We start from the raw sequence: 24902 nt of genomic DNA on the forward strand, positions 1-24902 counted from the left end.
TCGCCCTCCGGCCCCGAGTGGCCCGCGCTCAGGGACGCCATGCCTCGATCGGGTTGCCGAGCCAGCGGGTGTCGTCGGGGACGCACTCCGCGGCCATGACGAGCGACGCGGGACCCAGCGTCGTACGGGCCCCGATCGTGCTGCCGGGCAGGACGATCCCGCCAGGGCCCAGCGTCGCGCCCTCACGGAGGACCACAGTATCCGTCCGCAAGATCCGGTCGTGGAAGAGGTGCGTCTGAAGGACGCAGCCCCGGTTCACGGTGGCGGCGTCCTGGAGCGTCACCAGATCGGTCTCGGGCAGCCAGTAGCTCTCCACCCACACGCCCTTGCCGATCCGTGCGCCCAGACCGCGCAGCCAGGCGGTCATCACGGGCGTGCCCGGCACCGCGCCCGCGAGCCACGGCACGGCGAGCACCTCGACGAAGGTGTCCGCCAGCTCGTTGCGCCATACGAAGGAGGACCACAGCGGATGCTCCCCGCTGCGGTGCCGCCCCACGAGCGACCACTTGGCGACGATCGACACGAAGGCCGCGCACCCTCCCGCCGCGAGCAGGACCAGCCCCGACAGCAGCGGCGCCCAGGCCCCCAGGGCACACAGCGCGGCGATCGTCAGCACCGCCAGACCCGCCGAGCAGAACACCGGCAGGATCCGGCACAGCTCCACCAGAGCGCGCGCCCACAGCAGCCGGGCCGGCGGTTCGTACGTACGGCTCTGGTCGCCGTCGGCGGCGGCACGCGGCAGCTTCACCGGCGGCAGACCCAGGTACGAGGTGCCCTTCTTGGCCTTCTTGGGCGTCGCCGACAGCACGCCGACCAGCCCGCCGTCCGGCACGCTCCGCCCCGACGCCGTCATGCCCGAGTTCCCGAGGAAGGCCCGCCGTCCGATCTCGGCCCGACCGATCCGCATCCAGCCACCCCCGAGCTCGTACGGAGCGGTCAGGGTGTCGTCGGCCAGGAACGCGCCCTCGCCGACCGTCGTCAGGGTGGGCAGTGCCAGCACGGTCGACACCTCGGCGCCACGCCCGATTCGCATGCCGAGCAGCCGCAGCCACACCGGCGTGACCAGCCCGGCGTACAGCGGGAACAGCGTCTCCCGCGAGCGGTCCATCAGCTGCGTGACCGTCCACGCCTGCCATCCGACCCGGCTGTGGGTCGGGTGCGTTCCCTCACGCAGCCCCAGGCTCAGCAGCCGTACGGCGATCAGCAGCAGCACCGCGTACGTCAGTCCGTAGGTGAGCGTCGCCGGGACGACGGCCAGGGCGGCGCCCGTGAGGACCGATCCCGGCGTGACGAAGACCCGGGTGACGAGGAGCGCGGCCAGCCCCGCCAGCACCGGAAGGGCGGTCAGCGCGAGGCCGGTGAGGCCGTACATCACGCTCCAGTACGTCCCGCGCCGCGGCCGTTCCCCGGGCCAGTTGCGCTTGGCCTTGCCCAGCTTGACCGCGGGCGCGCCCGCCCACCGCTGACCGGTGGGAATCTGCCCGGCGACCGCGGACCCGGGCGCCACCTCGGCCCGCTTGCCCACCCGGGCGCCGGGGAAGAGCACGCTGCGGGTGCCGACGACGGCGTGCGCGCCCACCTTGACCGTGCCGATCTCCAGCCGGTCGCCGTCCAGCCAGTAGCCGGACAGATCCACCTCGGACTCCAGGGCCGCGCCACGCCCCAGCTTGAGCATGCCGGTGACCGGCGGCAGCGAGTGCAGGTCGACGTCCGGGCCGACCTTGGCGCCCAGGGCTCGCGCGTACCGCTCCAGCCACGATCCTGTCAGCGACGTCGCCCCGCTGAACTCGGCCAGCCGCTCGGCGGTCCACAGCCGCAGATGTACGCCGCCTCCGCGTGCGTACCGGCCGGGCTGCACGCCGCGGAGCAGCAGCCGTGCGCCGCCGGCGGCCAGGGCGAGCCTCCCCGGCGGGCTGAACAGGGCGACGCCGGCGACCGCGAGGAGCCACCAGGGGGCCGTGGGCAGCCACGCGTAGGCGGGCAGCAGATTACCGAGCGCGGCCAGTGCCACGGTCCAGCGCAGGCCGAGGAGGGTGAACAGCGGGACGAGGAGCAGCAGTTGGATTGCCTGGGCGCGCCTCGGCACCGGGGTGACGGTGCGCCGGGCCTCGTCGTCACGCGCCGACTTCTCCAGGCGCCGGGCCAGCTTGCGCAGCACCGGCTGCTGGTAGACGTCGAGGACGGCCGCGCTCGGGTAGCGGGCGCGCAGCCGGGTGGTGAGCTGGGCGGCGGACAGACTGCCGCCGCCGATCGCGAAGAAGTCGTCGCCGGCGCTGGTGACCGGGATGCCGAGCACTTCGGTCCACTGCTCGGCGAGCCATGCCTCGGTGCCGTAGAGCTGCTCCGTGGGACCGCCCGTCTCCAGGTCCTTCAGCGGCCAGGGCAGCGCGTTCCGATCGACCTTGCCCGATGTGCGGGTCGGCAGCTCCTCGACCGGCGCGAGCAACGGCACGAGCGCGGCGGGCAGTTCGGCCCGCAGCTTCTCGACGGCGCCGGCGTGGTCCCACCCGTCCTGGGTGACGACGTACCCGACGAGGAGCTGATTGCCGCTGCGAGCGGTCCGTACGGCGGCCGCGGCTCCGGCGACCCCGGGCAGGCCTTGGAGCGCGGCATCGACCTCACCGAGCTCGATCCGCCGTCCGCCGAGCTTGATCTGCTCGTCGGCCCGCCCGAGGAAGACCAGCCCCTCGGGCTCCGCCCTGACGAGGTCGCCGCTGCGATACGCCCGCTCCCACCCCAGGGAGTGAAGGGGCGCGTACTTCTCCGCGTCCTTGTCGGTGTCGAGATACCGGGCCAGCCCGACCCCGCCGATGACCAGTTGCCCGCTGCCGCCCATGGGGACGGGCTCGCCGGTCTCGTCGACGACGGCCAGTTCCCAGCCGTCCAGGGGCAGCCCGATCCGGATCGGCTCCTGACCGCTCATCAGCGAGGCGCAGGCCACCACGGTCGCCTCGGTCGGCCCGTAGGTGTTCCAGACCTCGCGCCCCTCGGTCACCAGCCGCTGGGCCAGCTCGGGCGGGCAGGCCTCACCGCCGAAGATCAGCAGCCGTACGTCGTTGAGGGTCTCCGGCTCCCACAGCGCGGCGAGCGTGGGCACCGTCGACACGACGGTGATCTCCTGCTCGACCAGCCAGGACCCGAGATCGGCGCCGCTCCTGACCTGCGCACGCGGCACCGGCACCAGACAGGCGCCGTAACGCCATGCCAGCCACATCTCCTCGCAGGAGGCGTCGAACGCCACCGACAGTCCCGCCATGACCCGGTCCCCGGGGCCGAGCGGCTCCTCGGTCAAGAACAGCGTGGCCTCGGCGTCCACGAACGCGGCGGCGCTGCGGTGCGAGACGGCGACACCCTTGGGTTTCCCGGTGGAGCCGGAGGTGAAGATGATCCACGCGTCGTGCTCGATGCCGGGGCGTGCGGCGGGGGCCTCGCCGGCGCCGTGCACGGTGATCTCGTGCCCGGCCCCGATGACGGCCCGTACGTCCGCCTCCCCGAACACCAAGTCGGCCCGCTCGTCGGGGTCCTCGGCGTCGACGGGGACGTATGCGGCACCGGCCGCGAGCACGGCGAGGATCGCGGTGTAGAGCTCGTTGGTGCCGGACGGGACCCGGACCCCCACCCGGTCCCCGAGCCCGACTCCGGCGGAGGCGAGCCGTCGGCGCAGCCGCTCCACCTCCGCGGCCAGCGCGCGGTAGGTGAGACCGCTCGTGCCGTCGTCCAGGGCGGGCTCGTCGGGATGCGACAGCACGGACGCCTCGAACACGTCGACGAGCGTGCGCGGTGGGGCCGCCGGACGCCCCGAGAAGCGGGCCGCGTCCCCGAACTCCTGCTGGATCTCCGAGCCGAGCTCTTCGCCGAGCAGGCCGAGAGCGTCGCTCTCCCTTATGGCTGCCATCCGGTCCTCGCGTCTCCATCCCGGACGACTCCGGGGCGCTGGCGGGCCCGCAGGTGTGCCTGGGGTTGTCCGGCTCCAGCTCGGTAACAAACCGGAAATCTTAGTAGGACGCTGGATTTGGGCGCTTCGGTACACCGGTTGGAGTGTCCGTTCGAGGCCGGGCGGGGTCGACGACACTGATGCTGACCTGGGGATCTTCCGGCGAACGAGACTTCCCCCACAGAGGGAAGTCCTGTGCTGTGCCGGTGCGGAGTGTGCTGACCCTTCAGCGCACCACGCGGTAGCGGAGGTAGACGACGTTCGAGCTGAAGGTGCGGGTCTCGACGAGTTCCAGGTCCACCCGGCGCTCCTGTCGGGGAAAGAACGGAATGCCGCCGCCGACCAGCACCGGGTAGACGATGGCCCGGTACTCGTCGATGAGGCCGGACGCTGCCGCCTCGGCGGCGAGAGTCGCGCCGCCGATCGCGATGTCTCCCTCTCCCGGCTCGGCACGCAGCCGCTCGATCTCCTCCACCGGGCCGCCCGAGGCCAGGCGGGCATGGCCCCGCACCGCCGACAGCGTGTTGGAGAACACCACCTTCGGGAGCGGATTCCAGAGCGCGGCCCACTCGCGCATCGAGTCGTCGAACGAGGGATCCTGGTCGGCGGTCTCCCAGTACAGCATCGTCTCGTAAAGCCGACGTCCCAACAGGTGGACGCCGACGTCTCGAATCTCGTCGATCCAGAAGCGAAAGACCTCCTCGTCGGGCGTCGTCCAGTCGAACCCGCCGTCCGGCCCGACGATGTAGCCGTCAAGCGAGACGTTCATCGAATAGGTCACCCTGCGCATCAGAAGTCCTCCTCGGTAAACGAGTTCGACCATACTTTTCTACGGCGTGTCGCAGTCACAAGCACGCGGTGTAGTCGCCGCCATGGACGACGGCAACAGCGTCGGAGAGGCCGAGGGGTGGGTGTGGGCGGCTTGCAGGAACATGGCGGCGCCGCGGACGGCCGCGGTGTGCGGGGCCGGGACGATCCGCAGCGGTGCCTTCAGCCGGACGGTGAGGGGGTGGGTGATCTCGGGGGCGCAGGGCTCCCCCACCGGCCAGGAGGATGCCGCGCCGCAGGGCACCGGCGGTCCGCGTGGTGCGGTCGTGGCGGCGGATCGCGGTCAGCATCGCGACCACCGCTTCGACGATCTGCTCGGGCGTGGTCGTCTCATCGAGGTCGCTGGTGCCCACGGCTTGCGGTGCGCGTCGGTGACGGCGCCGTCGCACAGCAGCACCGCCTCGGTGAGGTGGGCGCCGATGTCGACCACGATCACCGGCCGGGACATGTCCACGTCCGCGGCCAGGGCGATGCTCCGGGCACCGGGGACGGTCAGGACGCTGCGGGGCCGCAGCACCTCCACCGCTGCGCGCCCGGGTGCGGTAGGCGACCCCGTCCAGGACGGGCGTGGTGACGATGACCACGGGGCGGGTGAACCTGGGCAGCCGGTCGCCGAGCAGGCGCTGCAGCATCCGGGAACAGCCCGGGGTGTCGATGATGGTGCCGCGCTGGACGGGGTGGACCGCGCCGGTGCCGGGATGCGGTCTGGGCGTCATGCTCGTCGCGAACGCCGCGCTGCTGCGGCTCGGCCTGGCGCCGCTGGACCGGCTCACCAAGCTGATGACCACCGTGGACCTGCTGCGCCCCGGCCAGCGCCTGCCCGCTTCCGGCGGCGGTGAGGTAGCCGAGCTGATCCGTACGTTCAACGGGGTCTTCGCCTGGCTGGGCAAGCCCGTGGACGGGGTGTTCCTGGCAGCACTGCTCACCGTCATCGGCTACTCCGTCAACGACTCCGTCGTCCTCTTCGACCGCGTCAGGGAACTGGACCGGCGCGGCCTCGGGTCGCCGTTCCCCGGCATCGTGAACCAGGCCATCGTGCAGACCCTGCCCCGCACCGTGAACACCGGCATGGGCGCGGCGTTCATACTCACCGCCCTCGCGGTGCTGGGCGGCTCCTCACTCACGGACTTCGCCCTGGCGCTGCTCGTCGGCCTCGCCGTCGGGACGTACTCCTCGGTGTTCACCGCGGCTCCCGTGGCGATCGGGCTGCACCGCCGCTTTCCCCGGGTGAAGCCGTCTCGTCAGGGCGGAGCAGTCACGACGTGAGCCGGTCCAGCGAGGCCGGGCCCGGGGCCACACCGTCTCCTCGGCCGGGCCGAGGGCCAACTCCCGGGCGCGGCCGCGGCGGTGAGAGTCGCTCGTGGCGCGACGCGGGGCGGGGGCCGGCGCCCCGGCGGTGAGGCGCCGCAGGGGGACGGCGCACGGGGCCGTCCCCAGGGCGACCGGGCGCGCGGCCCCGAACCGCCGTCGAACTGCACGGGCACGTGCGCGGCCCGGCCGGCCCTCCCCAGCCCCTTCAACGCCGCGGCGCGCCGCTCCGGGTCCGGCTGCGCCGACTCCCGCAGGAACGATCGATGCATGCCCAACGCATCCCCGCGGAATTCCGATCGCCCGTGCTCTCCGCGTCACACGCGGCCAGCGGCGCCTGTCGGCGAGGGCCGGTCGACTCGTCGCCGGACGGCCCGGAGCCGGGTCCTCCGCCACGCGTGAGGGTGGAGGACCCGGCTCCCGGTGAGTGGCGGATCAGGACGACTGGGCGCTCTGGTACAGGTTCTGAGCGTCCGCGCCGAAGTACGGGCCGTACATGGCGTTCGGCAGGAAGTTGTACTTGAAGCTGTTCACCGAGGACTGCAGGCCGGTCCCGGTGGCCTCGCTGAACTGGGTGAACCAGGGGCCTCCGCTGGAGCCGCCGGTCATGTTGCAGGTCAGGCCGTGGTCCTTGGACAGCAGGAAGTCGCGGGTGGTGGTGCCGCTGCAGTAGATGAACTTCTCACCGTCGTACGGCGCCGCGGCCGGGAAGCCGAAGGAGTACATGGCCTTGTTGTAGCCGGTGTTGAAGGCCAGGCCCTGGCCGCCGACGACGTCGGTCAGCTTCTTCCCGTCCAGCGGGGCGACGACGGCGGCGCCGATGTCGTAGTTGATGTCCTCACTGGCCGTCCACTGCGGCGTGGACAGGGTCTTGGACGCGGTCCAGGTGCCGTACGGGCGCTGCCCGTCGTGGTAGCCGGGCACGAAGACCCAGTTGGTGTGCCAGGCGCCCTCCATCTTCACGCAGTGGCCGGCGGTGATGACGGTGCTCTTGTTGGCGCTGGTGACGGCGTTGCCGGAGCAGGACGCGGTGCGGCCCTGGTAGCTGAAGAACACCCGTCCCGCGGTCTTGGCCACCGCTCCCCCGCCGGACCAGGGTCCGCCGCCGTGCGGGAAGGCCAGGGGTCCCGTGGCGGAGGCGGGCGCGCTGGGGGCCACGACCGTCGTCCTGCCCTTGCGGGGTGCCGGTGACCGTACGTCGGAGCGGTCGACGGTGAGGAGGTCGAGCGGGGTGGCCTCGCGCATCCGCTGCGGGGTCCAGAAGGCCAGGGCGCGTTCCTGCGCCGAGGGCGTCGTCACGCCGGGGTCCGGTGCGGCGCCGGCCGGTGCTGCGGTGACGCCGGTCGCCAGGAGCGCGGCGACGCCGGCGAGCGCGCCGAGGGCGGAGCGGCGGACGCGGGTGCTGCCGCCGGACGGGCGTGGGCTGCGGGTTCGGCCTATCACGCGGTCTCCTTCTGCTGTGGGGGCCGGGCGGCGGGAAGCCCGCCCACCCGGTCAGGCAGGGGTGTCACTGCGGACGGTCAGGGGGCAGCGTGCCACCAGGAGGCCGATATGGACAGGTGCATGTCATGACGTTGGCCGAAACTCCACGTTCTCTGCGCGCGGGGCGGGACCTGTGGGCACAGAAGAACCCGGCCTCACCGTGGAGGCCGGGTTCGCAGTGTGCGCGCCTGGGTCAGAGGATGGGGCCGGAACCGCTGGGGCCGCCCGGCTGGACGCGGCCGCGCCATGCGCCGGATTCGACTCCGCGCTCCTCGATGTACTGCTTGAAGCGCTTCATGTCGCCCTTCACCCGGCGGTCGATCGTGCCGATCATGTCCGCGGCCTTCTCCGCGGCTCCGCTGGGCTCGACATCCATCACGAGCTCCACCCTGGTGTGGGTGTCATCGAGGCGCTCGAAGCGGACGGAGCCCCTCTGGTGCGTGTCTCCGCTGGTCGTGCGCCAGGTGACCCGCTCGTCGGCCAGCTGGTCGACGATCTCGGTGTCGAACTCGCGCCGTACCCCGCCGATCTTGGTGGTCCAGTGGTTGTGGCGGTCGTCCAGCTGCCTGATCTCCTCGACGCCCTCCATGAAGTTCGGGAACTCCTCGAACTGCGTCCACTGGTTGTAGGCGGTGTGGACGGGGACGGCGACTTCCACGGTTTCCTTGATGGTGCTCATCTGAATGCCTCCGTTTTCACTGATCGACTGCAGGAGGCCCATCGGCCCACACAGGTCCGGGCCCGCGAAGACCGAGTACCCGGGATGCTCCGGTTGCCACATCGGATGTGATCAGTGCCGAGCCGGTACGGCTCAGGCCGGAGGGGGCGGCGGCCCTCGCCGTTTTCCGAGCGGAAGCCGTGGCCGAGCTCGGGGGCCACGCGGTGCCGGGGAGACCCGCTCCGCCCTGTGTCGGCGCGCGGGTCCGGGCCCCAACTACAGGGCGCACTCCGCGACTCGCGGCGGCTTCACGAGGCCGGCGGCGGCCGGGGTGATCCCGGCCGCGGCGAACGTGTCCGAGTCAGAACCGGTCGTGCTGCTGCGGCTGCCCCTGTGCCTGGCCGCTCGGGCCGTTCGTGCTCTGGGTCTGCAGCTGCTCCGCCTGCTCCTTGGTCAGCTTCTGTTCCGTGCCGCAGAAGGTGCACTGCGTCAGGTACTTCGTCGAGATCGGGAACAGCGGGACGAAGAACAGGGTGAACTTCGTGACGCGCTTCCTGAGCGTGTGGGCGGCGGGGTTTCCGCACTGCCCGCACACCAGCGTCAGTATCGCCAGCTGGTACAGATATCCCTTGGTGCCGAAGATGATCACGTGTCGGTCCTTCCCGGTCGGATCTTCACCCAGTGTCCTGTATCGCGGCGGTCACTGTGCCCGGCGGGAGCTGGTCCAGTCGGGTGACGGTGGGCCGGGCGTCTCGCGGGGCGCCGATACGCTTCCGCGGGACCACGATCTCACCCGAAACGCAGTCCGTGCCCACCGACGACCTGGGTTCCCTCGTCGTCCAGCCCTGGCGGGGCACGACCCCCGACGGGAACGTCCCCTACCTCCTGGTCTGCTCCCTCGGAGACGGTGCGAACGGTCCGGAGGGCACGACACGCCACAGCCCGGGCCGCGTGAGGGTGGCCCGGGCTGTGGTGTGCCCGGGGTCAGCCGGACAGGGCCGTCAGCACCACGGCCTTGGCCTCCTCCTGGACCCGGCCGAGGTGGTCGGGGCCGAGGAAGGACTCGGCGTAGACCTTGTAGACGTCCTCGGTGCCCGAGGGGCGGGCCGCGAACCAGGCGTTGTCCGTGGTCACCTTGATGCCGCCGATGGCCGCGCCGTTGCCCGGGGCCTCGGTGAGCACCGCCGTGACCGCGTCCCCGGCCAGGGTGTCGGCGCTGACCTGGGCCGGGGAGAGCTTGGCGAGCAGGGCCTTCTCCTCACGGGAGGCGGGGGCGTCGATGCGCGCGTACGCCGGTTCACCGAAGCGGGCGGTCAGCGCCGCGTAGTGCTCGGAGGGCGTCTTCCCCGTGACCGCCGTGATCTCGGAGGCGAGCAGCGCGAGCAGGATGCCGTCCTTGTCGGTGGTCCACACGGAGCCGTCCCGGCGCAGGAAGGACGCCCCGGCCGACTCCTCCCCGCCGAAGCCGATGGTGCCGCCGGCGAGCCCGTCCACGAACCACTTGAAGCCGACGGGCACCTCGACCAGCTCGCGCCCCAGGTCGGCGGCGACCCGGTCGATCATGGCCGAGGAGACCAGGGTCTTGCCGATGCCGGTGGTGGCCGGCCAGCGGTCGCGGTGGGCGTAGAGGTAGGAGATGGCGACGGCCAGATAGTGGTTGGGGTTCATGAGGCCGGCGTCGGGGGTGACGATGCCGTGCCGGTCGGCGTCGGCGTCGTTGCCCGTGGAGATCTGGAAGCGGTCGCGCTGCTCGATGAGCGAGGCCATCGCGTACGGCGACGAGCAGTCCATGCGGATCTTGCCGTCCCAGTCCAGCGTCATGAACCGCCAGGTGGGGTCGGTGTGCGGGTTGACCACGGTCAGGTCGAGGCCGTGCTGTTCGGCGATGCGGCCCCAGTAGGCGACCGACGCCCCGCCGAGCGGGTCGGCTCCGATGCGGACGCCGGCCGCGCGGATCGCGTCGAGGTCGAGCACGCCGGGCAGGTCGGCGACGTAGGTGCCGAGGAAGTCGTAGCGGCCGGTGGTGGGGGCTGCGAGGGCGCGGGCGTGGGGGACGCGCCGTACGTCCTTCAGGCCGCCCCGGATGATCTCGTTCGCCCGGTCCTGGATCCAGGAGGTCGCGTCGGAGGCGGCGGGGCCTCCGCTGGGCGGGTTGTACTTGAAACCGCCGTCGGCGGGCGGGTTGTGGGAGGGCGTGACGACGACGCCGTCCGCGAGGCCCGTGGGGCGGCCGCGGTTGTGGGTGAGGATGGCGTGCGAGACGGCCGGGGTGGGCGTGTAGCCGTCCGCGTCGTCGATCAGCACGGTCACCTCGTTGGCGGCGAACACCTCCAGGGCGGTGACACGCGCGGGCTCCGAGAGGGCGTGGGTGTCGGCGCCCAGGAAGAGGGGGCCGTCGATGCCCTGGCCGGCGCGGTACTCGCAGATGGCCTGGCTGGTCGCGGCGATGTGGTCGTCATTGAACGCGCTCGCCAGTGACGATCCGCGGTGTCCGGAGGTCCCGAACGCGACGCGCTGCCCCGGGTCGTCCAGGTCGGGGCGGAGCGCGTAGTACGCGGTGACCAGCCGAGCGACATCGACGAGATCCTCGGGTCCGGCCGGACTTCCCGCTCGCTCGTGCTGCATGGGCCCGCTCCTCCGCATGGGTTGATCCTTCGCTTGCGGTCTCATCCTTCCTCGTCACGGCGGTGACGCGCGAGGGGGGCGCCCCGGTGAGGGACGGATGTGCGCCAGACCACGCGGAAGGGAGCGGCACGGGGCACGAGGAGGCGGCGCCACGGACCACCGGGCCACCCGGTGGCGCGTCGCGCCGCCCGCTCCCCTCGTGCCGGCACGTCCATCGCGCCGGCCGTGCTCAGATCCGCCCGCCGGTGAGCCGGGTGAGGGGGCCGTGCGCGCCGCGTTCCGCACGACGTCCGACGGCGTAGGACGCCGCGCTCAGGGCGGTCAGGCCCGCTCCGACGCCCGCGGCCACGATCTTGCGGTGGGCGATGACCGTCCAGGCCGTCTTCGCGGTGGTGGCGACGTGGCCGGAGGCCGTGACGACCGCCTGGCGGCCCGCCTCGACGCCCTTGGCCGCGGTCTGCGCGGCCGCCTTCGCCGTCTCGGCGGAGCGCTCCGCGCCGGACTTGGCCGCTGACGCCGCCTCACCGGCCTTGTCCGCGGCGCCCTTCGCCGCCTGGGACGCCGGCGCGGTCGCCTTGTCCGCCGTGCGGCGGGCCTTGGACTCGGCGGTCCGTACGGTGGTGGGCTTCTGATTCGTGCGCTTGTTCTCTTCAGTCATGGACACCGACTTGCCTCTGACTCCGGCGGCAAACACATTCGGTCGCGCACCGACCGGGCGGGGGTGTGCCTGAGCACCTCGCCGAAGGGGTAGGCGCACTACAGGCAAGCGACATCACTACAGGAAGGAAGGTGCGTCATGGCCGGAATGCTGGATCGCCTCAAGCAGTTCGCCCGGAGCCCGCAGGGGCGGCGGGCCGCGGAGCAGGCACGGAGGGCCGCGGCCGACCCCCGCAAGCGGGCCCAGGCCCAGCGGCTGCTCGGCAAGCTCAAGGGCCGCCGCTGACGGCGGGCGCCCATTCCTCCCGGTATCCAACTCCTCGGACACACAGGTGTGTTCATGCCCGGCTTGGGCACTTGGGTCGCACCACACGCACCTGAGAGGAGCTGGTTCGATGGGCAGGGCGGGAAACGGCAGGCGGGTCTGTGCCTTAGGCGTCGCCGGAGTCCTGGCGGGGACTGTGCTGGTCGGCTGCGGCGACTCCGGCGACGACGCGCGGGGCGGCTCGGCGACACCGAGCGCCGGCGCGCGGGAGCAGGGCACGCAGGCGGTGCGATCGGCCTACGACAAGACGGCCGAGGAGGACACCGCCAAGGTGAAGCTGCGGGTGCGGACCTCGGCCCAGGGCGCCTCGCAGACCGCGAACGGGCAGGGCGCGGTGGACCTGGACGACGGCGACAGCGTCATGACGCTCACGGTGCAGGGGCAGCGGATCGAGCAACGGGTTGTCGACCAGGTCCTCTACCAGAAGCTGCCCAAGGGGCAGGCGCCCGCCGGCAAGCCCTGGATCAAGATCGACCTGGGGAAGGTCGTCGCACAGCAGGGCACGGGCGACCGGTCCATGAGTGATCCGGCGCAGTCCGCGGCGTACGCCAAGGCGATCACCGACAAGGACGTGACCAAGAAGGGCACGGCCACGATCGACGGTGTGCAGACCACGCACTACCGCGTCTCCGTCGACATCGCCGAATTGCCCAACGGCGACACCCTGCGCAAGCAGGTCGGCCCGACCCTGCCGATGGACGTCTGGCTGGACGACGAGGGCCGGATGCGCCGTCAGCAGATCGACATGACCATCAAGACCCCGGAGGCGACCCAGCGGTCCTCGACCGACGCCTCGTCCGCGCCCGAGAAGGTCACGGTGCGCACGGTCATGGACTTCACCGACTTCGGTACCGAGGTGGAGGCGGACGAGCCGCCGGCCGGACAGGTCACCGACATGACCGGCAAGGCGCTGGAGCAGGGCAAGCGGCAGAGCTGACCCGAGGTCACCTCGCTGCCGGGCCGCGGAGGCGCCGTACGAGGTCCTCCGCGGCCCGAGGCCACTCGGGGTACTCGAAGGCGAAGCCCGCTTCGAGCAGGCGGCCGGGGACGACCCGGCGGCTCTTGAGCAGCAGTTCGGTGTCCGAGCGCAGGACGAACGCGCCGATCTCCGCCATCCAGCGCGTCGCGGGCAGGCCCACCGGGACGCCCCACGCGGCGCGCAGGTCGCGCATGAAGGCGCGCTGCGGCAGGGGCCCGGGAGCGGCGAGATTGACCGGGCCCTCGATGTCGTCCCGGGCGACCAGGAACTCGACCGCCCGGACGAAGTCCCGGTCGTGGATCCAGGACACGTACTGGGCGCCACCGCCCACGGGGCCGCCGAGGCCGAGCCGGGCCAGCCGCAGCAGGACGTCGAAGACGCCGCCGCGGTCCGGGCTCATCACCATGGCGGCACGCAGGGCCACCTTCCGCGTGTGCGGGGTGCCGGCCCTCTCCTGCTCCCGCTCCCAGGCCTTGGCGATGTCGACGCTGTACCCCCAGTAGCCCGGGACATCGGGTTCGGTGCCGCCGATCACGCCGGTGGCCTCGTCGTTGGCCGCGTCGAAGCGGTGGGCGTACACGGTCGCGGTGCTCATCTGCAGCCAGACCCGGGGCGGCCGGCCCGCCGCGGCGATCGCCTCGCCCACGACCCGGGCGGAGTGGACCCGCGAGTCCATCATCTGCCGGAGGTTGGCGGGCGTGTAGCGGCAGTTCACGCTCCGGCCGGCCAGGTTGACCACGACATCGCTGCCGTCGATCTCGGCCACCCAGGGGCCCGGGGTCGCGCCGTCCCAGTGCACTTCGCCGGGCCCGGCGGGGTGCCTGCTGAGCACCACGACGTCATGTCCGGCCGCGCTCAGCGCGCCCTTGAGGACGGTGCCGACCTGTCCGGTGCCGCCGGGTATCACGAACTTCATGAAGGTCTCCCCCTCGAGGTGTGAGAGTGACCCTAGCCCATATTTGAACGCGTTCAAAACGCTGGGAGCGGGGAGGCTCACCCTGCCCACATGCGCCATCGGGCAAGATGGGGCCCATGAGCGTAGTCAAGATCAACGTGCTGACCGTGCCCGCCGAGCAGCGGGAGACGCTGGAGAAGCGGTTCGCCTCCCGCGCGCACGCCGTGGAGAACTCCGACGGGTTCGAGTGGTTCGAGCTGCTCCGCCCGGTGGAGGGCACCGACACCTACCTCGTCTACACCCGGTGGCGTGACGAGGAGTCGTTCCAGGCCTGGATGGAGGGGCCGATGAAGTCCGCGCACCAGGGCGGCGGCGAGGGCGGCGAACGGCCGAAGCCCGCGGCGAGCGGCTCGACCCTGTGGTCCTTCGAGGTGGTGCAGCAGGCCGGGCCGAAGGTGGCGTGAGCGACAGCGCACCGTACGAGGTCCCCCATGCCGCATCGCATGGGGGACCTCGTACATGACGGCCGTGACGGCGCTCAGGTGCGCCGGGAACGCGTGGGCACGGCGGTGCGGCCGACCGCGGCCGCCAGCTTGCGCAGCCGGCGCCAGTCGAGACGCGGAGGCGCCTCGGGGACTCCGGGGCGGTTGCGGGGCACCCGGACACGCAGGGCGCGGCGTGCGATGCGGCAGTGGACGGGGGCGGCCATGGTGAGCGCCTCGCCGTCGAGGCCGACCTCCAGCTGCGGTTCGTCGGCGTCGACGACGACGTGCTGGGCGGTGAGCACGGTGAGTCCCTCCGGGCGCGGGGACAGCAGGAGTTCGGCCGCTTCCACGGCACTGTCCACGCGGACGGCCAGCACGCCCAGCCGCCCGGAGTTGAGCCGCTCGCGCCGGCCGAAGCCGAAGGGGTCGTCCATGCGGTAGGCGTTGTTGCTGACCAGGATCGCCTGCGGGTCGGCGACGGTGATGCCGTCGGCGGTGGCCGTCAGGCGCGGGCCGCTCTGCCGGGTGAGCAGGTCGGGCAGTCGTTCCAGGGCCGCGCCCACCTTGTCCTCGCGGTAGCCGGGGCTTTGGACGACGGCCCCGTACACGCCGAACGAGGCGTTGTTGACGAACGGGCGGTCCTCGGCGAACCCGAGGTCGACGCGGAGTTCGACGCCGTCGGTGAGGGCGTCGAGGCAGGTGGAGGGGTCGTCCCGGTCCAGGCCCAGGTCCATGGCGAAGTGATTGCGCGTGCCGGCGGCGATGACGAGGAAGGGCAGGCCGTGTTCCGCGGCGACGGCGGCGACCAGCGCCTGGGTACCGTCGCCGCCCGCGACGCCCAGGAGGTCCGCTCCGTCGGCCACGGCGGCTTTGGCCAGGGCGGTGACGTCGTGCTGCCGGCCCGGGTCGAGCAGGACGACCCGGGCGCCCAGCGCCTCGGCCTTCTCCCGCAGGTTGAACTTCTCGACCTTGCCGCCGCCGGAGCGCGGATTGAGCAGCAGGAAGGGGTGCAGCGGCGGTGGGGTGCGGTATTCCTTGACCCGTACGGGCCGCAGGCCCGTGCTGCGCAGGGCGTAGCGGCCGCTCCAGACCGCCCCGCACCACAGGAGCAGGGACAGGAAGACCACCCAGAGCAGATTCGCGGCGGCGAAGAGGGTGATGAGGCCGACGGGTGCGACGACGGCGAGCGCGGCCGACGCGATGCGGACCGCTCCCCGCCGGGACAGGACCCACCAGAGCGCGGCAGCGGTCAGGGCGAGTCCCGCGAGGCCCGCCACGAGCAGGAGCAGCCCTCGCAGACCGCCGGAGAAGAGCGGCAGCAAGGCCGCCAGGGCGGCCGCGGCCAGGGCGCCCCTGGCGGCCCATCTCTGCCGGCGGTGAAACCGTTCGTCCATCGCCGATTCCATCTCGTCCTCCGCTCGAAGGCCGGCGCGGGCCGACTCCCGGGACCGCGCCCGGCCGTGACCATGGTGCCCGCCGACGCGTCGGCTCTGCCACTGCCATCCTGGATGGCTCCCCTGCCGCCGGGCACGTCAGACGTGAAGATCCCTGAGGGCGGAGCCATCGGTAGCGTACGCGGCCTCCTGGGCGCGGTTCCGCGCGCCGGGGCGCATCGGCATGCGCGCTCGCCTCCCGACGACGAGGTGGCCTGCATCGCCGACGGACGATGAAGTGGGAGTCGAGCCGGTCCAGGAGACCTGACGCCGAGGCGAGCCGGTAGGCTCCTCTGCTGATCACCGGCCGACACGAACAACAGGGGGCTCCGTGCGGGCCATGGCTACCGTGACGACGACCGCGCTCTGCCTGCTGGCGAGCGGGGCCCTGGCCGGGTGCGGAGCCGGCGGCTCCGGCGACGACAGATCCGCCGGCGACATCCTCGACGAGGCCAACGCGACGATGCGCAAGCTCGACTCCGTCACCGTGGACATCACCAACCGCACCACGAGCGGCGGCACGGTCACCAGCCACCTCGTGACCGATCTGGACGGCCGGTGCAGGTCCAAGACCACCTGGTCCGGCGGCGGCGCCCTGGAGCAGATCCGTCTGGACAAGACCGACTACGTCCGTCCGAACCGCGCCTATCTGCAGAAGTGGAAGAAGAACCCGGGCGTCACCAGCGAACAGAAGCTGTGGGTGAAGACGCCCGTGGACCCGGCGTCTTCGGGCGGCGACGGACTCACCTCCTGCAAACGGCCCTTCGACTCGTTCGGCACGGCGAGGAAGGGCGACTCGGCCCGCGTCGGGGGCACGAAGGCCGTCCAGCTGATCGTGACCGACAAGGCGGACAAGGAAGGGACGTACACCTTCTACGTGGCCGAGGAGGGCGAGCCGTATCTGCTCAAGACGGTGTACAAGAGCGCCGCGCAGCACACCACCACGTCGTTCAGCGGATTCGACGAGCCGCTGAATTTGCGGTCGCCGAGGCCGGGCGAGGTGCTGAACGCCGGGGGCTGAGCACCCGCTGGACGGCAGCGCTTTCCGTTGGATTTCCGGCGGCAAGCGGCCGAGTGGGACGAATCGTCACACCAGGGCTTGACGAGGCGGAGTCGGGCTCGGCCTACTGGAAGGCGCAGCCGGCCGTGTGGGGGGCCTGGTCCGGCGCCGGCCCTGGGGGTCGAGTCCACTCCGTACTCCCCCGCCGGAACGCAGGTCGGGGGTCTGATGGTGCGGCGACGTTGGGCAGCGGCGGTGGGCCTGGTGGTCTGCCTGCTGTTGCTGCAACTCGTCGTCCCCGGATTCGCGGGCGACGGGCGCTCGGCCGTGGCCGTCACGGCGGCGGCGGACGCGACGCAGTCGCACGCGGCTTCGGGTGCCCGGGCCGAAGGGGCCGAAGAGCCGTGTCCGTGTGAGAAGGAGCCGTCCGGGCGGCAGCTCGCGGCGCGGACGCCGCGGGCCGCGGGCGCTGCCGGGGTGAGCCCGGCGGTGACCGGGGCGGCCGTGGTGGGCCAGGGGCGTACGCACCTGTGTGCGGCGGGGACGGGCCCGGGTGCGGGAGCGGTCCGTTCCGCCCCGAGCGCTGCCCGGTTGCAGACGTTTCGCTGCTGAGTGACGGCAGTACCGACCAGGGCCTGCGCCGTGCGGCCCGAGTACTGCCCGGTGCCGGTACACGGCGATGTGCAGGCCTTCGTGTGTCCCCACGCCGATGACACAGGAGGCAGAGTTGCCTGGAAAGCGCGTTCTCGTTCTGCGGCCGCACGAACTGGGCCCGAACGACCAGAAGATGTGGCGGGAGATCCGGACGGAGTCCGGCGCCCCGGCGAATCCCTTCCTCGACCCGGCGTTCACCATGGCGGTGGGGCAGGTCAGGCGGGGGGCCAGAGTGGCGGTGTTGCAGGACGACGGTGCCCCGGTGGGGTTCTTCCCCTACGAGACCGGGACGCTGGGGCGGGGCCGGGCCATCGGACTGGGAGTGTCCGACAGTCAGGGGGCCGTGCTGCGCCCCGGGATCCGGCTGGACGCACGCCGGTTGTTACGGGTCTGCGGGCTGTCGTCCTTCGAGTTCGACAACCTCGAAGCCGGTCAGGGTGCGTTCGTGCCGCACGCGGCCGAGGAGCTCCCCTCCCCGGTCGTCGACATCGGCGAGGGGTTCGAGGCGTACACGCGACGGCTGCGGGCGCAGTCGCCGGGTTTCCTCAGACAGACCCTGGCCAAGGAGCGCAAGCTGGTCCGGCAGGTCGGCGAGGTGCGCTTCGTGTACGACGTCCGGGACCCCGGTGCGCTGCGGGCGCTGATGGAGTGGAAGTCGGCACAGTACCGGCGGACCGGCCGGCGGGACCGGTTCGCCCAGGAGTGGATCACCCGGCTGGTGGGGCTGCTCGGGGAGAGCGAGGAACCGGAGTGCCGCGGCGTGCTGTCCGTGCTGTACACCGCGGGCCGGCCGGTGGCCGCGCACTTCGGGCTGCGGTCGCGCACGGTGCTGTCCTGGTGGTTCCCGGCCTACGACCGCGCCTACGCCAAGTACTCCCCCGGTCTCGTGCTGCAGTTGAAGATGCTTCAGGCCGCGGCGGCCGACGGCATCGAGACCCTAGACCTGGGCAGCGGTCCGGCCCGCTACAAGGAGTCGCTCAAGACACGTGACCTGCGCGTGTACGAAGGAGCGGTGGTACGGGCGGTGCCGGGGGGAGCCGCTCACTGGCTGGGCCGGGAGCCCGCCCGGGCGGCCCGGCGCTTCGTCCGCAACCGGCCCCGCCTGGCCGGTGCGGCGGCGCGGACCCTTGAGGAAGTGGGCCGGCTGCGCGGTGGCTGAGACCGGCGCGCCCGGCTCCGGGGAGCCGGGCGCGGTGTGGTCCGGTCAGCCCGTGGCGGTCCAGCTGTGGGCGACGTCCACGATGACGCGGTCGTCCAGCTGCTGCACCCGGAAGGGCAGCCGGGCGCGGACGCCGAGGCCGATCTGGGTGTCGCCCTCGAAGCTGCCGGCGAACCGGGTGTCCCGGAAGGTGCGGTAACCGGTGAGGTCCACGCCCGGCAGCGGGCGCGCCACCCGGCCCGGGTACGTGGCCGCGCCGGTCTCCGGGTCGTACGCGGGCGCGGTCACCCGCACCTCGAGGACGGCTCCGCCGGCCACGGGGATGTGGCGGCCGGAGCCGTCCTGGTAGAGCCGCTCGACGTACTGGACGGTGTAGCCGACGCCGCTGCCCGCGCCGGGCACGTCGACGACCATCCGGTCGAAGCAGGTGTGACGGCCGGTCCTGACGTTCGTCACCGAAGCGACCGCGGAGGCGGCGTCGGACTTGGCGAGGCTTCCCCAGCCGGTCGGACACGCCGTGGCCTGTGTGGTGGACCGCGCGGTGGTGACCTGTGCGGCGCCGGCCGGGACCGCCGCCACTGCTACCGTCGCGCCCACGAGCGCGAGAGTCGCGCATGCTCTTCTGATTCGTACCATTGCCGCCCCCGAGGCTTGCATGTGGTTGTTGCCGGGTGAGACGGCCGGGGGGACCGAAAGGTTGCACTTACCGCGCCGGACCGCCGAGCATGGCACATCCTGGTGGGGAGCGATTGGTGTCCGGTGCGTCCGTACCGGGAGGACGCGACATGGATGAGGCAGCCGCCGTACCGGACGGGCCACGGTCAGCCGGTGGCCGGCGCCGGGACGGGGCTGACGGCCGGGTCCCGAGCGGGGACACGGGCCGGATCGAGGATGCCCTGACGGCTCCGCTGGTGGAAGCCGTGCGGGACCTCGACGGCTACGGCGGACTGGTGTACCTGCGCTCCCGCGACCGGCGCTCGCTGGTCCTCGCGATGGTCACCGGGGTGCCCCGCTCGCTGCTCAAGAGCTGGTGGCGGGTGCCGGTGGGCGGTGCTCTGCCCATGGCGGAGGCCTACCGGCGCGAGGAGACACTGTGGCTGCCGGACGAGCGCGCCAGCATGGTGCGCTTCCCGCACTTCACCGCCGGGCTGCCCTACTCGTTCGGCTCCGCCTACCAGCCCGTCCGCTCCGGCGGCGAGACCGTGGGCGTCCTGGTCGTGCTGCGCTCGGCCGCCCGGCCGCCGATGGACGCGGAGACGGTGGATCTGGCGCTGCGACCCGCCGAGCGGGCCATGGAAGAGGGCCTCGACCGCCTCGCCCCACGCCGGCCCGGCCCGGGCTCCGCCGCCCACCGCGTCGAGTACGACGACGAGCCGATCAGCGTGCGGCTGCCCACCTCCGCCGCCCACCCGGTCCGGGTCGGGCTCATCGACTGGGACCTGGACAGCGACCGGTGCACGGCGGACGACGAGGCCCTCGAACTGCTGGGCATCGACCGGGCGGGCTACGGCGGCACCATCGCGGACATCGAAGCCCGAGTCAGCCCCGACGACCTGCACGAGCTGCGGGAGAGCCGGCACGACGCGCTGGCCGGCGGACGGGTCAGGTCCCGGCACTTCCGGGTGCGGGACGAGTCCAGGGGCGAGGGGAACACCGGCTACCGGCCGGTCGAACTGTGGGGCCACCTCGTGCACGGCGGCGCCGGCTCCGGGCGAATCCTGGTGGGCGCCCTCGTGGACGCGGGCAGCGGACTCACCGCGGCCGAAGCGGCCGAGCGGCTGCCCGACGGGCTCTTCTCGCTGGACCAGGACGGCCGCCTGACGTATGCCAACCGCCGCTGCGAGGAGCTGCTGGGCTGCGGCCGGGAGGAGCTTTTCGGCCGCTATCCGTGGGAGGTGATCACCTGGCTCCGGGACCCCGCGTACGAGGACCGCTACCGGGCCGCGATGCTGTCGCAGGAGCAGGTGTCCTTCCTCGTCCGGCATCCCGACGGGATCTGGCTGAGCTTCGTGCTGTACCCGGACGTGCACGGGCTGACCGGCCGGGTCTTTCCGACCGGGCCGCCCACCGGGGCCGACCAGGGGCCGGAGGCCGGTTCCGCCACCGGTCTCGACGTCATGGCCGTCACGCCCCCGCCCGGCCCGGTCGCCGCCGCTCGTGCCGGAGCGCTCTACCACGTGGTGCAGATGGCGAGCGTCCTCACCGAGGCGGTCACCGTGCAGGACGTCTGCCGGGCCGTGTCCGAGCAGTTGCTGCCCGCCTTCGGCGCCCGGGAACTGGCTTTGTACACCGTCCGCGAGGGCCGGATGTACCTGCTGTGGGAGTCGGGATACCCGGAGGGCTTCCTCACCCCCTTCGAAGGCGTCACCCTCGACACGCAGCTGCCCGGCGTCCACGCGCTGACCACGCGGCTCCCCCTCTTCTTCGAGTCGCCCGAGGACCTCTCCCTCGCCTATCCCGGCATCACCCTGGACCGTATGAACGCCTGGTCGTTCCTGCCGCTGATCGCCTCCGGTCGTTCCGTCGGCTCCTGCATCCTCGGCTGGGACACCCCGCACCGCTTCACCCCCGACGAGCGCTCCGCCCTCACCGCCCTGAGCGGCCTGGCCGCCCAGGCGATGGAGCGGGCCCGGCTCTACGACTCGGAGTCCGCAGTCGCCCGCGGCCTCCAGGAGGGGCTGCTGCCGCACCGGCTGCCCGCCGTCGAGGGCCTGCGCACCACCGGCCGCTATCTGCCCGGCACGCAGGGCATGGCGATCGGCGGCGACTGGTACGACGTGATCACCACCGGCCGTGGCGTGGCCCTGGTCATCGGGGACGTCGAGGGCCACAGCGTCGGCGCCGCCGCGGTGATGGGGCAGCTGCGCAGCGCGGTGCACGCCTTCGCCGCGAGCGAGCGCCCGCCGCAGGAGGTCATCACGCACACCAACCGGCTGCTGACCGAGCTGGAGTCGGACGTCTTCGCCACCTGCTGCTACATCGAACTCGACCCGCGGACCGGACGGGCCCTCGCCGTGCGGGCCGGCCATCCCCCGCCGCTGCTGCGCCACCCCGACGGGCGGGCCGAGACGCTGGATCTCGCGGGCGGCGTCATGCTGGGCGTGCAGCCCGACTCGGTGTACCCCGTCACCGCGCTCACCCTGGCCCCCGGCAGCGTTCTCGCCCTGTACACCGACGGGCTGGTGGAGCGGCCCGGCAGCGACATCGAGACGGGCATCGACGCGGTCCGCCGCCGGCTGTCCGAGACCCCGGCCGACTCGGTGGAGCATCTCGCCGACCGGCTGGTGGGGACCGCACGGCAGGCCCGGGAGCGGCCGGACGACGTGGCGCTGCTGCTGACGGCGTACCGGTGATCGCGGCACTCGGCTCCCGGGCATGCCGCCCGGTGCCCGGCTGATCGGACGAACGGCCGTACGAAGCGGTGCGGAGTACCGTGGGCGGCACCGGCGAGCAAGGCGGTGGTGGTGGTGGAGTGGCAGCGGTACGCCGAGCAGATGGCGCAGCTCGCCCGGGATCTGGTCGCGCAGGATTCGGTCCAGGCGACGCTTGACGCGATCGCGGCGTCCGCGGTGAAACTGGTCGAGGGGTGCGACGCGGCGGGGATCCTGACGGTCTCCAAGGGCCGGGCCGTGACGCTGGCCGTGTGCGGAGACATCGTCGCGGAGTCGGACCGGCTCCAAGGCGAGCTCGGCGAGGGGCCGTGCTTCGACGCCGCCCGCCGCGTGGACGGCGAGCGGCTGTTCCGTATCGCCGACATGACCCGGCCGCAGCCTTCCTGGCCGCGATACAGCAAGGCCGCCCGCGACCTCGGGATCGGCAGCATGACCGGCGTTCTGCTCTACACCGAGGAAGAGAACTTCGGCGCGCTGAATCTGTACTCGCGCCGCCCCGGGGCCTTCGGCGCGGACATCGAGGCCGCGGGCTGGCTGCTCGCCTCGCATGCCGCGGTGGCGCTGGCCACCGCCCGTACCGTCGACCAGCTCGAGCACGCCCTGGAGACCCGGCACGCCATCGGCGAGGCCATGGGCATCCTGATGGAACGCCATCAGTTGAGCGAGGACGATGCCTTCGGCGTGCTGCGGCGCATCTCCCAGGACCACAACCTCAAGCTGCGCGATGTGGCCCGGCGGGTCCGGGCCGACTACCCGGGCCAGGTCTGACGGGTCGGTTCGGGCGGCGCTCTCACGCCGGTTTGTCGCGCGGGCGGGAGGCGCGCAGGAGGAGTACCGCGATGTCGTCGGTGTGCTGTCCGGTGGGTGTGGTGTGGCGGACGAGCCCGTCGATGAGCCGTTCCAGGTCGTGCCCGTCGGCGGTGTCCAGGTGCCCGGCGAGGTCGGTCGTGGTGCGCGTGACGTCGGTGCCGGGGAGTTCGACCAGGCCGTCGGTGTAGAGGGCGAGGGTCGTGCCGGGGAGCAGGGGCACGGTGGTGACCGGGTAGTGCGCGCCGGTGTCGATGCCCAGCAGCGGGCCGGGCTCGACGTCGAGGACCCCGGCGGGCTGCCGCGCGTGGCGCAGCAGCGGCGGCACATGCCCCGCGCTGGCGAAGGACGCCTGGTGGCGGCCCAGGTCGAGGTGGACGTAGAGGCAGGAGACGAGCAGTTCGGAGTCGAGGTCGGCCAGAAGCCGGTTGGTGCGGGCGAGGACCTGGCCGGGTGCGGCGCCGGCGGTGGCGTGGGCGTGGATGGCGGTGCGGACCTGGCCCATGAGGGCGGCAGCGGCGACGCTGTGGCCTTCCACGTCGCCGATGACGGCGGCCGCGGTCGTGTCGTTCAGGCGCAGGATGTCGAAGAAGTCCCCGCCGACCTCGGTGCCGTGGCCGGCGGGCAGGTAGCGGGCGGCGACGTCGAGGCCGGGCAGCCGCGGCAGGGCCCGGGGCAGCAGGGCGCTCTGCAGTTCGTGCACGAGCCGGTGTTTGGTGTCGTAGAGGCGGGCGCGGTCGAGGGCCTGGGCGATCAGGCCGGACAGTGAGGTGAGGACGGCGCGTTCGTCGGCGGTGAAGGTGTGCGGCCGGGCGTAGGACAGGATGCAGCAGCCGACGGGCCGGCCGGAGATGATCAGGGGCAGGAACGCCCAGGCCTGCTTGCCGCTGATCTGGGGTGCTTCGGGGTAGCTGGCGGCCAGCTCGGCGGGGTGGGCGAAGAAGGCGGGGGTGCCGCTGGCGAGGACCTGGCCGGCGGGAGTGAGGTCAGTGTCCAGGGACAGGGCGTCGAGCCGCTCCATGACGTCGGCCGGGTAGCCGTGGTAGCCGGTGATCTTCAGCCGTCCGGCGTCGACGCCGGACAGCACCAGGCCCTGGGCGCCGAACGCGGGCAGGATCTGGTGGGCGATCAGTGTGACGAGATCGCGCACGGTCACCGCCTCGGTGAGCGCGGCCGCCAGGTGCACGAGTTGGTAGAGGCGTCCCGTCGGTGCCGCGACGGGCGGCCGTGCGCCGGCGGGCGGCGGGTCCTCGGCCTGCTCCGCGCTCGGCAGCACGCGGACGCTGATGCCGCTGGTGTCGGGGTAGAGCTGGAAGGTCAGCGGCTGGTCCGATGGGCGGGGCGCGGTGAAGGAGACGGGGGCGCGGCTGACGAGCGCCGTGCGGTAGTGGTCCTCGTAGACGGGGTCGTCGAGCCAGGGCAGGGACTGCCAGGGCCGGGTGCCCAGGAGCCGGTCGGCGCCACGGCCGAGCAGGCGGGCCGCGGTGGCGGTGACGAAGGTGATGCGGCCCTCCAGGTCGAGGGCCAAGGCGCCCTCGGGGAGGCGTTCGAGGTAGTCGGCGGCGGCCAGACCGGTCTGCCCGGGGTGGCGTGTGGCGTCGACGGGGACGACGCGCGGCAGGTCGGGCAGGGACGGCGGCTGGGCGGCGTCGTCCAGGAGGCGGGCCATGCGGCGGGCACTGGAGGTGAGGTGACCGCGTTCGCGTGGCGTGACCCGGCGCGGCCGGCTCGCGGGCCACATCAGCACGAGGCCGCCCCAGGAGCGTCGTACGCCGGTCAGCGGGACGGCGGCCAGGGCGAACGGGTAGGGCAGGACGGCGGCGGCGCGGGGGTAGCGGCGGGCCATCTCGTCCTGGCAGGCGACGCTGACCAGTGCGTCGTCGTGGATCGCGTCGGCGACCGGGACGGGTGCGGTCAAGGGCAGCCGCTGCCAGGGGGCGGTGAAGGCCACCGGCAGACCGCACAGGGCCACCAGGCGCAGCACCGGCTCCGCCTCCTCGATGAGGTAGAGGCCGCCGATCGAGGCACCGGTACCGCGCACGGTCTCGGCCAGGGCCGCCCCCAGGGCGTCGTCCAGCGATCCGGCGCCGCCGGGGTGCTCGTCGCTCACGGGCATGGTGTCCTCCCGCTCCTACCCGGACGCTACGCCTGGCGGAGCGTGTGGGCATGTCGTCGGGACGGGTGCCCGGTTTGCCGCTGAATGTTCAGGGTCCTGGGCGCGGCGGCAGGGTTGCCGGGGGCGGTGGTCCGGCCGTTTCATGCGGATGGCCGTGTACGCGGA

At 72.7% G+C, this 24902-nt stretch carries 19 protein-coding genes and 3 pseudogenes; 10 read left to right on the forward strand and 12 right to left on the reverse strand.

Features of this window, described 5'->3' with window-relative positions; genetic code table 11:
* Nucleotides 1-28 precede the first annotated feature (28 nt).
* The 3 genes and pseudogenes from CEB94_RS01950 to CEB94_RS01960 form a co-directional block, all read right to left on the reverse strand.
* On the reverse strand, nucleotides 29-3895 hold the full coding sequence (locus CEB94_RS01950; protein WP_175430490.1) for a Pls/PosA family non-ribosomal peptide synthetase: 3867 nt from the start codon (nucleotides 3893-3895) through the stop codon (nucleotides 29-31).
* Between the two features lie 265 nt (nucleotides 3896-4160).
* Nucleotides 4161-4724 carry a dihydrofolate reductase family protein gene (locus CEB94_RS01955; RefSeq protein ID WP_175430491.1) on the reverse strand — a complete coding sequence of 188 codons (564 nt, stop codon included), beginning with the start codon at nucleotides 4722-4724 and terminating at the stop codon, nucleotides 4161-4163.
* Between the two features lie 39 nt (nucleotides 4725-4763).
* A pseudogene (locus tag CEB94_RS01960) lies at nucleotides 4764-5478 on the reverse strand (hypothetical protein).
* Between the two features lie 151 nt (nucleotides 5479-5629).
* Between CEB94_RS01960 and CEB94_RS01965 the strand changes: the two are divergent.
* A pseudogene (locus tag CEB94_RS01965) lies at nucleotides 5630-6028 on the forward strand (protein translocase subunit SecD); the annotation flags it as partial.
* Nucleotides 6029-6505: 477 nt separating this feature from the next.
* Here CEB94_RS01965 and CEB94_RS01970 read toward each other — a convergent pair.
* The 3 genes from CEB94_RS01970 to CEB94_RS01980 form a co-directional block, all read right to left on the reverse strand.
* On the reverse strand, nucleotides 6506-7513 hold the full coding sequence (locus CEB94_RS01970) for a trypsin-like serine peptidase (protein WP_175430492.1): 1008 nt from the start codon (nucleotides 7511-7513) through the stop codon (nucleotides 6506-6508).
* Between the two features lie 232 nt (nucleotides 7514-7745).
* Nucleotides 7746-8231 carry an SRPBCC family protein gene (locus tag CEB94_RS01975; protein WP_175430493.1) on the reverse strand — a complete coding sequence of 162 codons (486 nt, stop codon included), beginning with the start codon at nucleotides 8229-8231 and terminating at the stop codon, nucleotides 7746-7748.
* Between the two features lie 340 nt (nucleotides 8232-8571).
* Nucleotides 8572-8859, reverse strand: coding sequence for a zinc-ribbon domain-containing protein (locus CEB94_RS01980; RefSeq protein ID WP_175430494.1), 288 nt, complete (start codon nucleotides 8857-8859; stop codon nucleotides 8572-8574).
* A gap of 158 nt (nucleotides 8860-9017) precedes the next feature.
* Between CEB94_RS01980 and CEB94_RS42125 the strand changes: the two are divergent.
* Nucleotides 9018-9086 (forward strand): annotated as a pseudogene (locus tag CEB94_RS42125) (hypothetical protein); the annotation flags it as partial.
* A gap of 108 nt (nucleotides 9087-9194) precedes the next feature.
* On the opposite strand, the gene pgm reads toward CEB94_RS42125, so the two are convergent.
* Both pgm and CEB94_RS01990 read right to left on the reverse strand, forming a co-directional pair.
* Nucleotides 9195-10835, reverse strand: a complete 1641-nt coding sequence (gene pgm / locus CEB94_RS01985) for a phosphoglucomutase (alpha-D-glucose-1,6-bisphosphate-dependent) (protein ID WP_175430495.1) — start codon at nucleotides 10833-10835, stop codon at nucleotides 9195-9197.
* 229 nt (nucleotides 10836-11064) lie between these two features.
* Nucleotides 11065-11493, reverse strand: coding sequence for a hypothetical protein (locus tag CEB94_RS01990; RefSeq protein ID WP_175430496.1), 429 nt, complete (start codon nucleotides 11491-11493; stop codon nucleotides 11065-11067).
* A gap of 138 nt (nucleotides 11494-11631) precedes the next feature.
* Between CEB94_RS01990 and CEB94_RS01995 the strand changes: the two genes are divergently transcribed.
* Both CEB94_RS01995 and CEB94_RS02000 read left to right on the forward strand, forming a co-directional pair.
* Nucleotides 11632-11778, forward strand: coding sequence for a hypothetical protein (locus CEB94_RS01995; RefSeq protein WP_175430497.1), 147 nt, complete (start codon nucleotides 11632-11634; stop codon nucleotides 11776-11778).
* 109 nt (nucleotides 11779-11887) lie between these two features.
* Nucleotides 11888-12754: an SCO4651 family lipoprotein gene (locus CEB94_RS02000; protein WP_175430498.1), complete on the forward strand. Its 867-nt coding sequence runs from the start codon at nucleotides 11888-11890 to the stop codon at nucleotides 12752-12754.
* Nucleotides 12755-12761: 7 nt separating this feature from the next.
* Here the strand turns inward: CEB94_RS02000 and CEB94_RS02005 are convergent, their stop codons facing one another.
* A complete protein-coding gene (locus tag CEB94_RS02005) occupies nucleotides 12762-13712 on the reverse strand; it encodes a TIGR01777 family oxidoreductase (RefSeq protein WP_175430499.1) in 951 nt (316 codons plus the stop codon).
* 116 nt (nucleotides 13713-13828) lie between these two features.
* On the opposite strand from CEB94_RS02005, the gene CEB94_RS02010 reads away from it, so the two are divergent.
* Nucleotides 13829-14155, forward strand: a complete 327-nt coding sequence (locus CEB94_RS02010; RefSeq protein WP_175430500.1) for an antibiotic biosynthesis monooxygenase family protein — start codon at nucleotides 13829-13831, stop codon at nucleotides 14153-14155.
* A 74-nt stretch (nucleotides 14156-14229) separates the two neighbouring features.
* Here CEB94_RS02010 and CEB94_RS02015 read toward each other — a convergent pair whose 3' ends face one another.
* Nucleotides 14230-15570, reverse strand: a complete 1341-nt coding sequence (locus CEB94_RS02015) for a diacylglycerol/lipid kinase family protein (RefSeq protein WP_381106943.1) — start codon at nucleotides 15568-15570, stop codon at nucleotides 14230-14232.
* A 379-nt stretch (nucleotides 15571-15949) separates the two neighbouring features.
* Between CEB94_RS02015 and CEB94_RS02020 the strand changes: the two genes are divergently transcribed.
* The 3 genes from CEB94_RS02020 (at nucleotide 15950) to CEB94_RS02030 (ending at nucleotide 18422) form a co-directional block, all read left to right on the forward strand.
* Nucleotides 15950-16630 (forward strand): hypothetical protein, encoded by a 681-nt coding sequence (locus tag CEB94_RS02020; RefSeq protein WP_175430502.1) that lies wholly within the window; start codon nucleotides 15950-15952, stop codon nucleotides 16628-16630.
* 207 nt (nucleotides 16631-16837) lie between these two features.
* Nucleotides 16838-17221 (forward strand): hypothetical protein, encoded by a 384-nt coding sequence (locus tag CEB94_RS02025; RefSeq protein WP_246111682.1) that lies wholly within the window; start codon nucleotides 16838-16840, stop codon nucleotides 17219-17221.
* A 97-nt stretch (nucleotides 17222-17318) separates the two neighbouring features.
* Complete coding sequence (locus CEB94_RS02030; protein WP_175430503.1) at nucleotides 17319-18422, forward strand: GNAT family N-acetyltransferase; 1104 nt, start codon at nucleotides 17319-17321, stop codon at nucleotides 18420-18422.
* Nucleotides 18423-18467: 45 nt separating this feature from the next.
* Here the strand turns inward: CEB94_RS02030 and CEB94_RS02035 are convergent, their stop codons facing one another.
* A complete protein-coding gene (locus CEB94_RS02035; protein ID WP_175430504.1) occupies nucleotides 18468-19058 on the reverse strand; it encodes an AMIN-like domain-containing (lipo)protein in 591 nt (196 codons plus the stop codon).
* A 149-nt stretch (nucleotides 19059-19207) separates the two neighbouring features.
* Between CEB94_RS02035 and CEB94_RS02040 the strand changes: the two genes are divergently transcribed.
* A complete protein-coding gene (locus CEB94_RS02040; RefSeq protein ID WP_175430505.1) occupies nucleotides 19208-21775 on the forward strand; it encodes a SpoIIE family protein phosphatase in 2568 nt (855 codons plus the stop codon).
* 141 nt (nucleotides 21776-21916) lie between these two features.
* Nucleotides 21917-22582: a GAF and ANTAR domain-containing protein gene (locus tag CEB94_RS02045; protein WP_381106981.1), complete on the forward strand. Its 666-nt coding sequence runs from the start codon at nucleotides 21917-21919 to the stop codon at nucleotides 22580-22582.
* Nucleotides 22583-22604: 22 nt separating this feature from the next.
* On the opposite strand, the gene CEB94_RS02050 is transcribed toward CEB94_RS02045, so the two are convergent.
* A complete protein-coding gene (locus CEB94_RS02050; protein WP_175430506.1) occupies nucleotides 22605-24737 on the reverse strand; it encodes a SpoIIE family protein phosphatase in 2133 nt (710 codons plus the stop codon).
* Nucleotides 24738-24902: the final 165 nt, after the last annotated feature.

This window comes from Streptomyces hawaiiensis (assembly GCF_004803895.1).
GTDB lineage: Bacteria > Actinomycetota > Actinomycetes > Streptomycetales > Streptomycetaceae > Streptomyces > Streptomyces hawaiiensis.

Bases quoted from the DNA above. Each gene is read 5' to 3' on its own strand.
- CEB94_RS01950 (WP_175430490.1), bottom strand. From the start codon at position 3,895: ATGGCAGCCATAAGGGAGAGCGACGCTCTCGGCCTGCTCGGCGAAGAG.
- CEB94_RS01955 (WP_175430491.1), bottom strand. From the start codon at position 4,724: ATGCGCAGGGTGACCTATTCGATGAACGTCTCGCTTGACGGCTACATC.
- CEB94_RS01975 (WP_175430493.1), bottom strand. From the start codon at position 8,231: ATGAGCACCATCAAGGAAACCGTGGAAGTCGCCGTCCCCGTCCACACC.
- pgm (WP_175430495.1), bottom strand. From the start codon at position 10,835: ATGCAGCACGAGCGAGCGGGAAGTCCGGCCGGACCCGAGGATCTCGTC.
- CEB94_RS01990 (WP_175430496.1), bottom strand. From the start codon at position 11,493: ATGACTGAAGAGAACAAGCGCACGAATCAGAAGCCCACCACCGTACGG.
- CEB94_RS01995 (WP_175430497.1), top strand. From the start codon at position 11,632: ATGGCCGGAATGCTGGATCGCCTCAAGCAGTTCGCCCGGAGCCCGCAG.
- CEB94_RS02000 (WP_175430498.1), top strand. From the start codon at position 11,888: ATGGGCAGGGCGGGAAACGGCAGGCGGGTCTGTGCCTTAGGCGTCGCC.
- CEB94_RS02005 (WP_175430499.1), bottom strand. From the start codon at position 13,712: ATGAAGTTCGTGATACCCGGCGGCACCGGACAGGTCGGCACCGTCCTC.
- CEB94_RS02010 (WP_175430500.1), top strand. From the start codon at position 13,829: ATGAGCGTAGTCAAGATCAACGTGCTGACCGTGCCCGCCGAGCAGCGG.
- CEB94_RS02015 (WP_381106943.1), bottom strand. From the start codon at position 15,570: ATGGACGAACGGTTTCACCGCCGGCAGAGATGGGCCGCCAGGGGCGCC.
- CEB94_RS02020 (WP_175430502.1), top strand. From the start codon at position 15,950: ATGGCTACCGTGACGACGACCGCGCTCTGCCTGCTGGCGAGCGGGGCC.
- CEB94_RS02025 (WP_246111682.1), top strand. From the start codon at position 16,838: ATGGTGCGGCGACGTTGGGCAGCGGCGGTGGGCCTGGTGGTCTGCCTG.
- CEB94_RS02030 (WP_175430503.1), top strand. From the start codon at position 17,319: ATGACACAGGAGGCAGAGTTGCCTGGAAAGCGCGTTCTCGTTCTGCGG.
- CEB94_RS02035 (WP_175430504.1), bottom strand. From the start codon at position 19,058: ATGGTACGAATCAGAAGAGCATGCGCGACTCTCGCGCTCGTGGGCGCG.
- CEB94_RS02040 (WP_175430505.1), top strand. From the start codon at position 19,208: ATGGATGAGGCAGCCGCCGTACCGGACGGGCCACGGTCAGCCGGTGGC.
- CEB94_RS02045 (WP_381106981.1), top strand. From the start codon at position 21,917: ATGGCGCAGCTCGCCCGGGATCTGGTCGCGCAGGATTCGGTCCAGGCG.
- CEB94_RS02050 (WP_175430506.1), bottom strand. From the start codon at position 24,737: ATGCCCGTGAGCGACGAGCACCCCGGCGGCGCCGGATCGCTGGACGAC.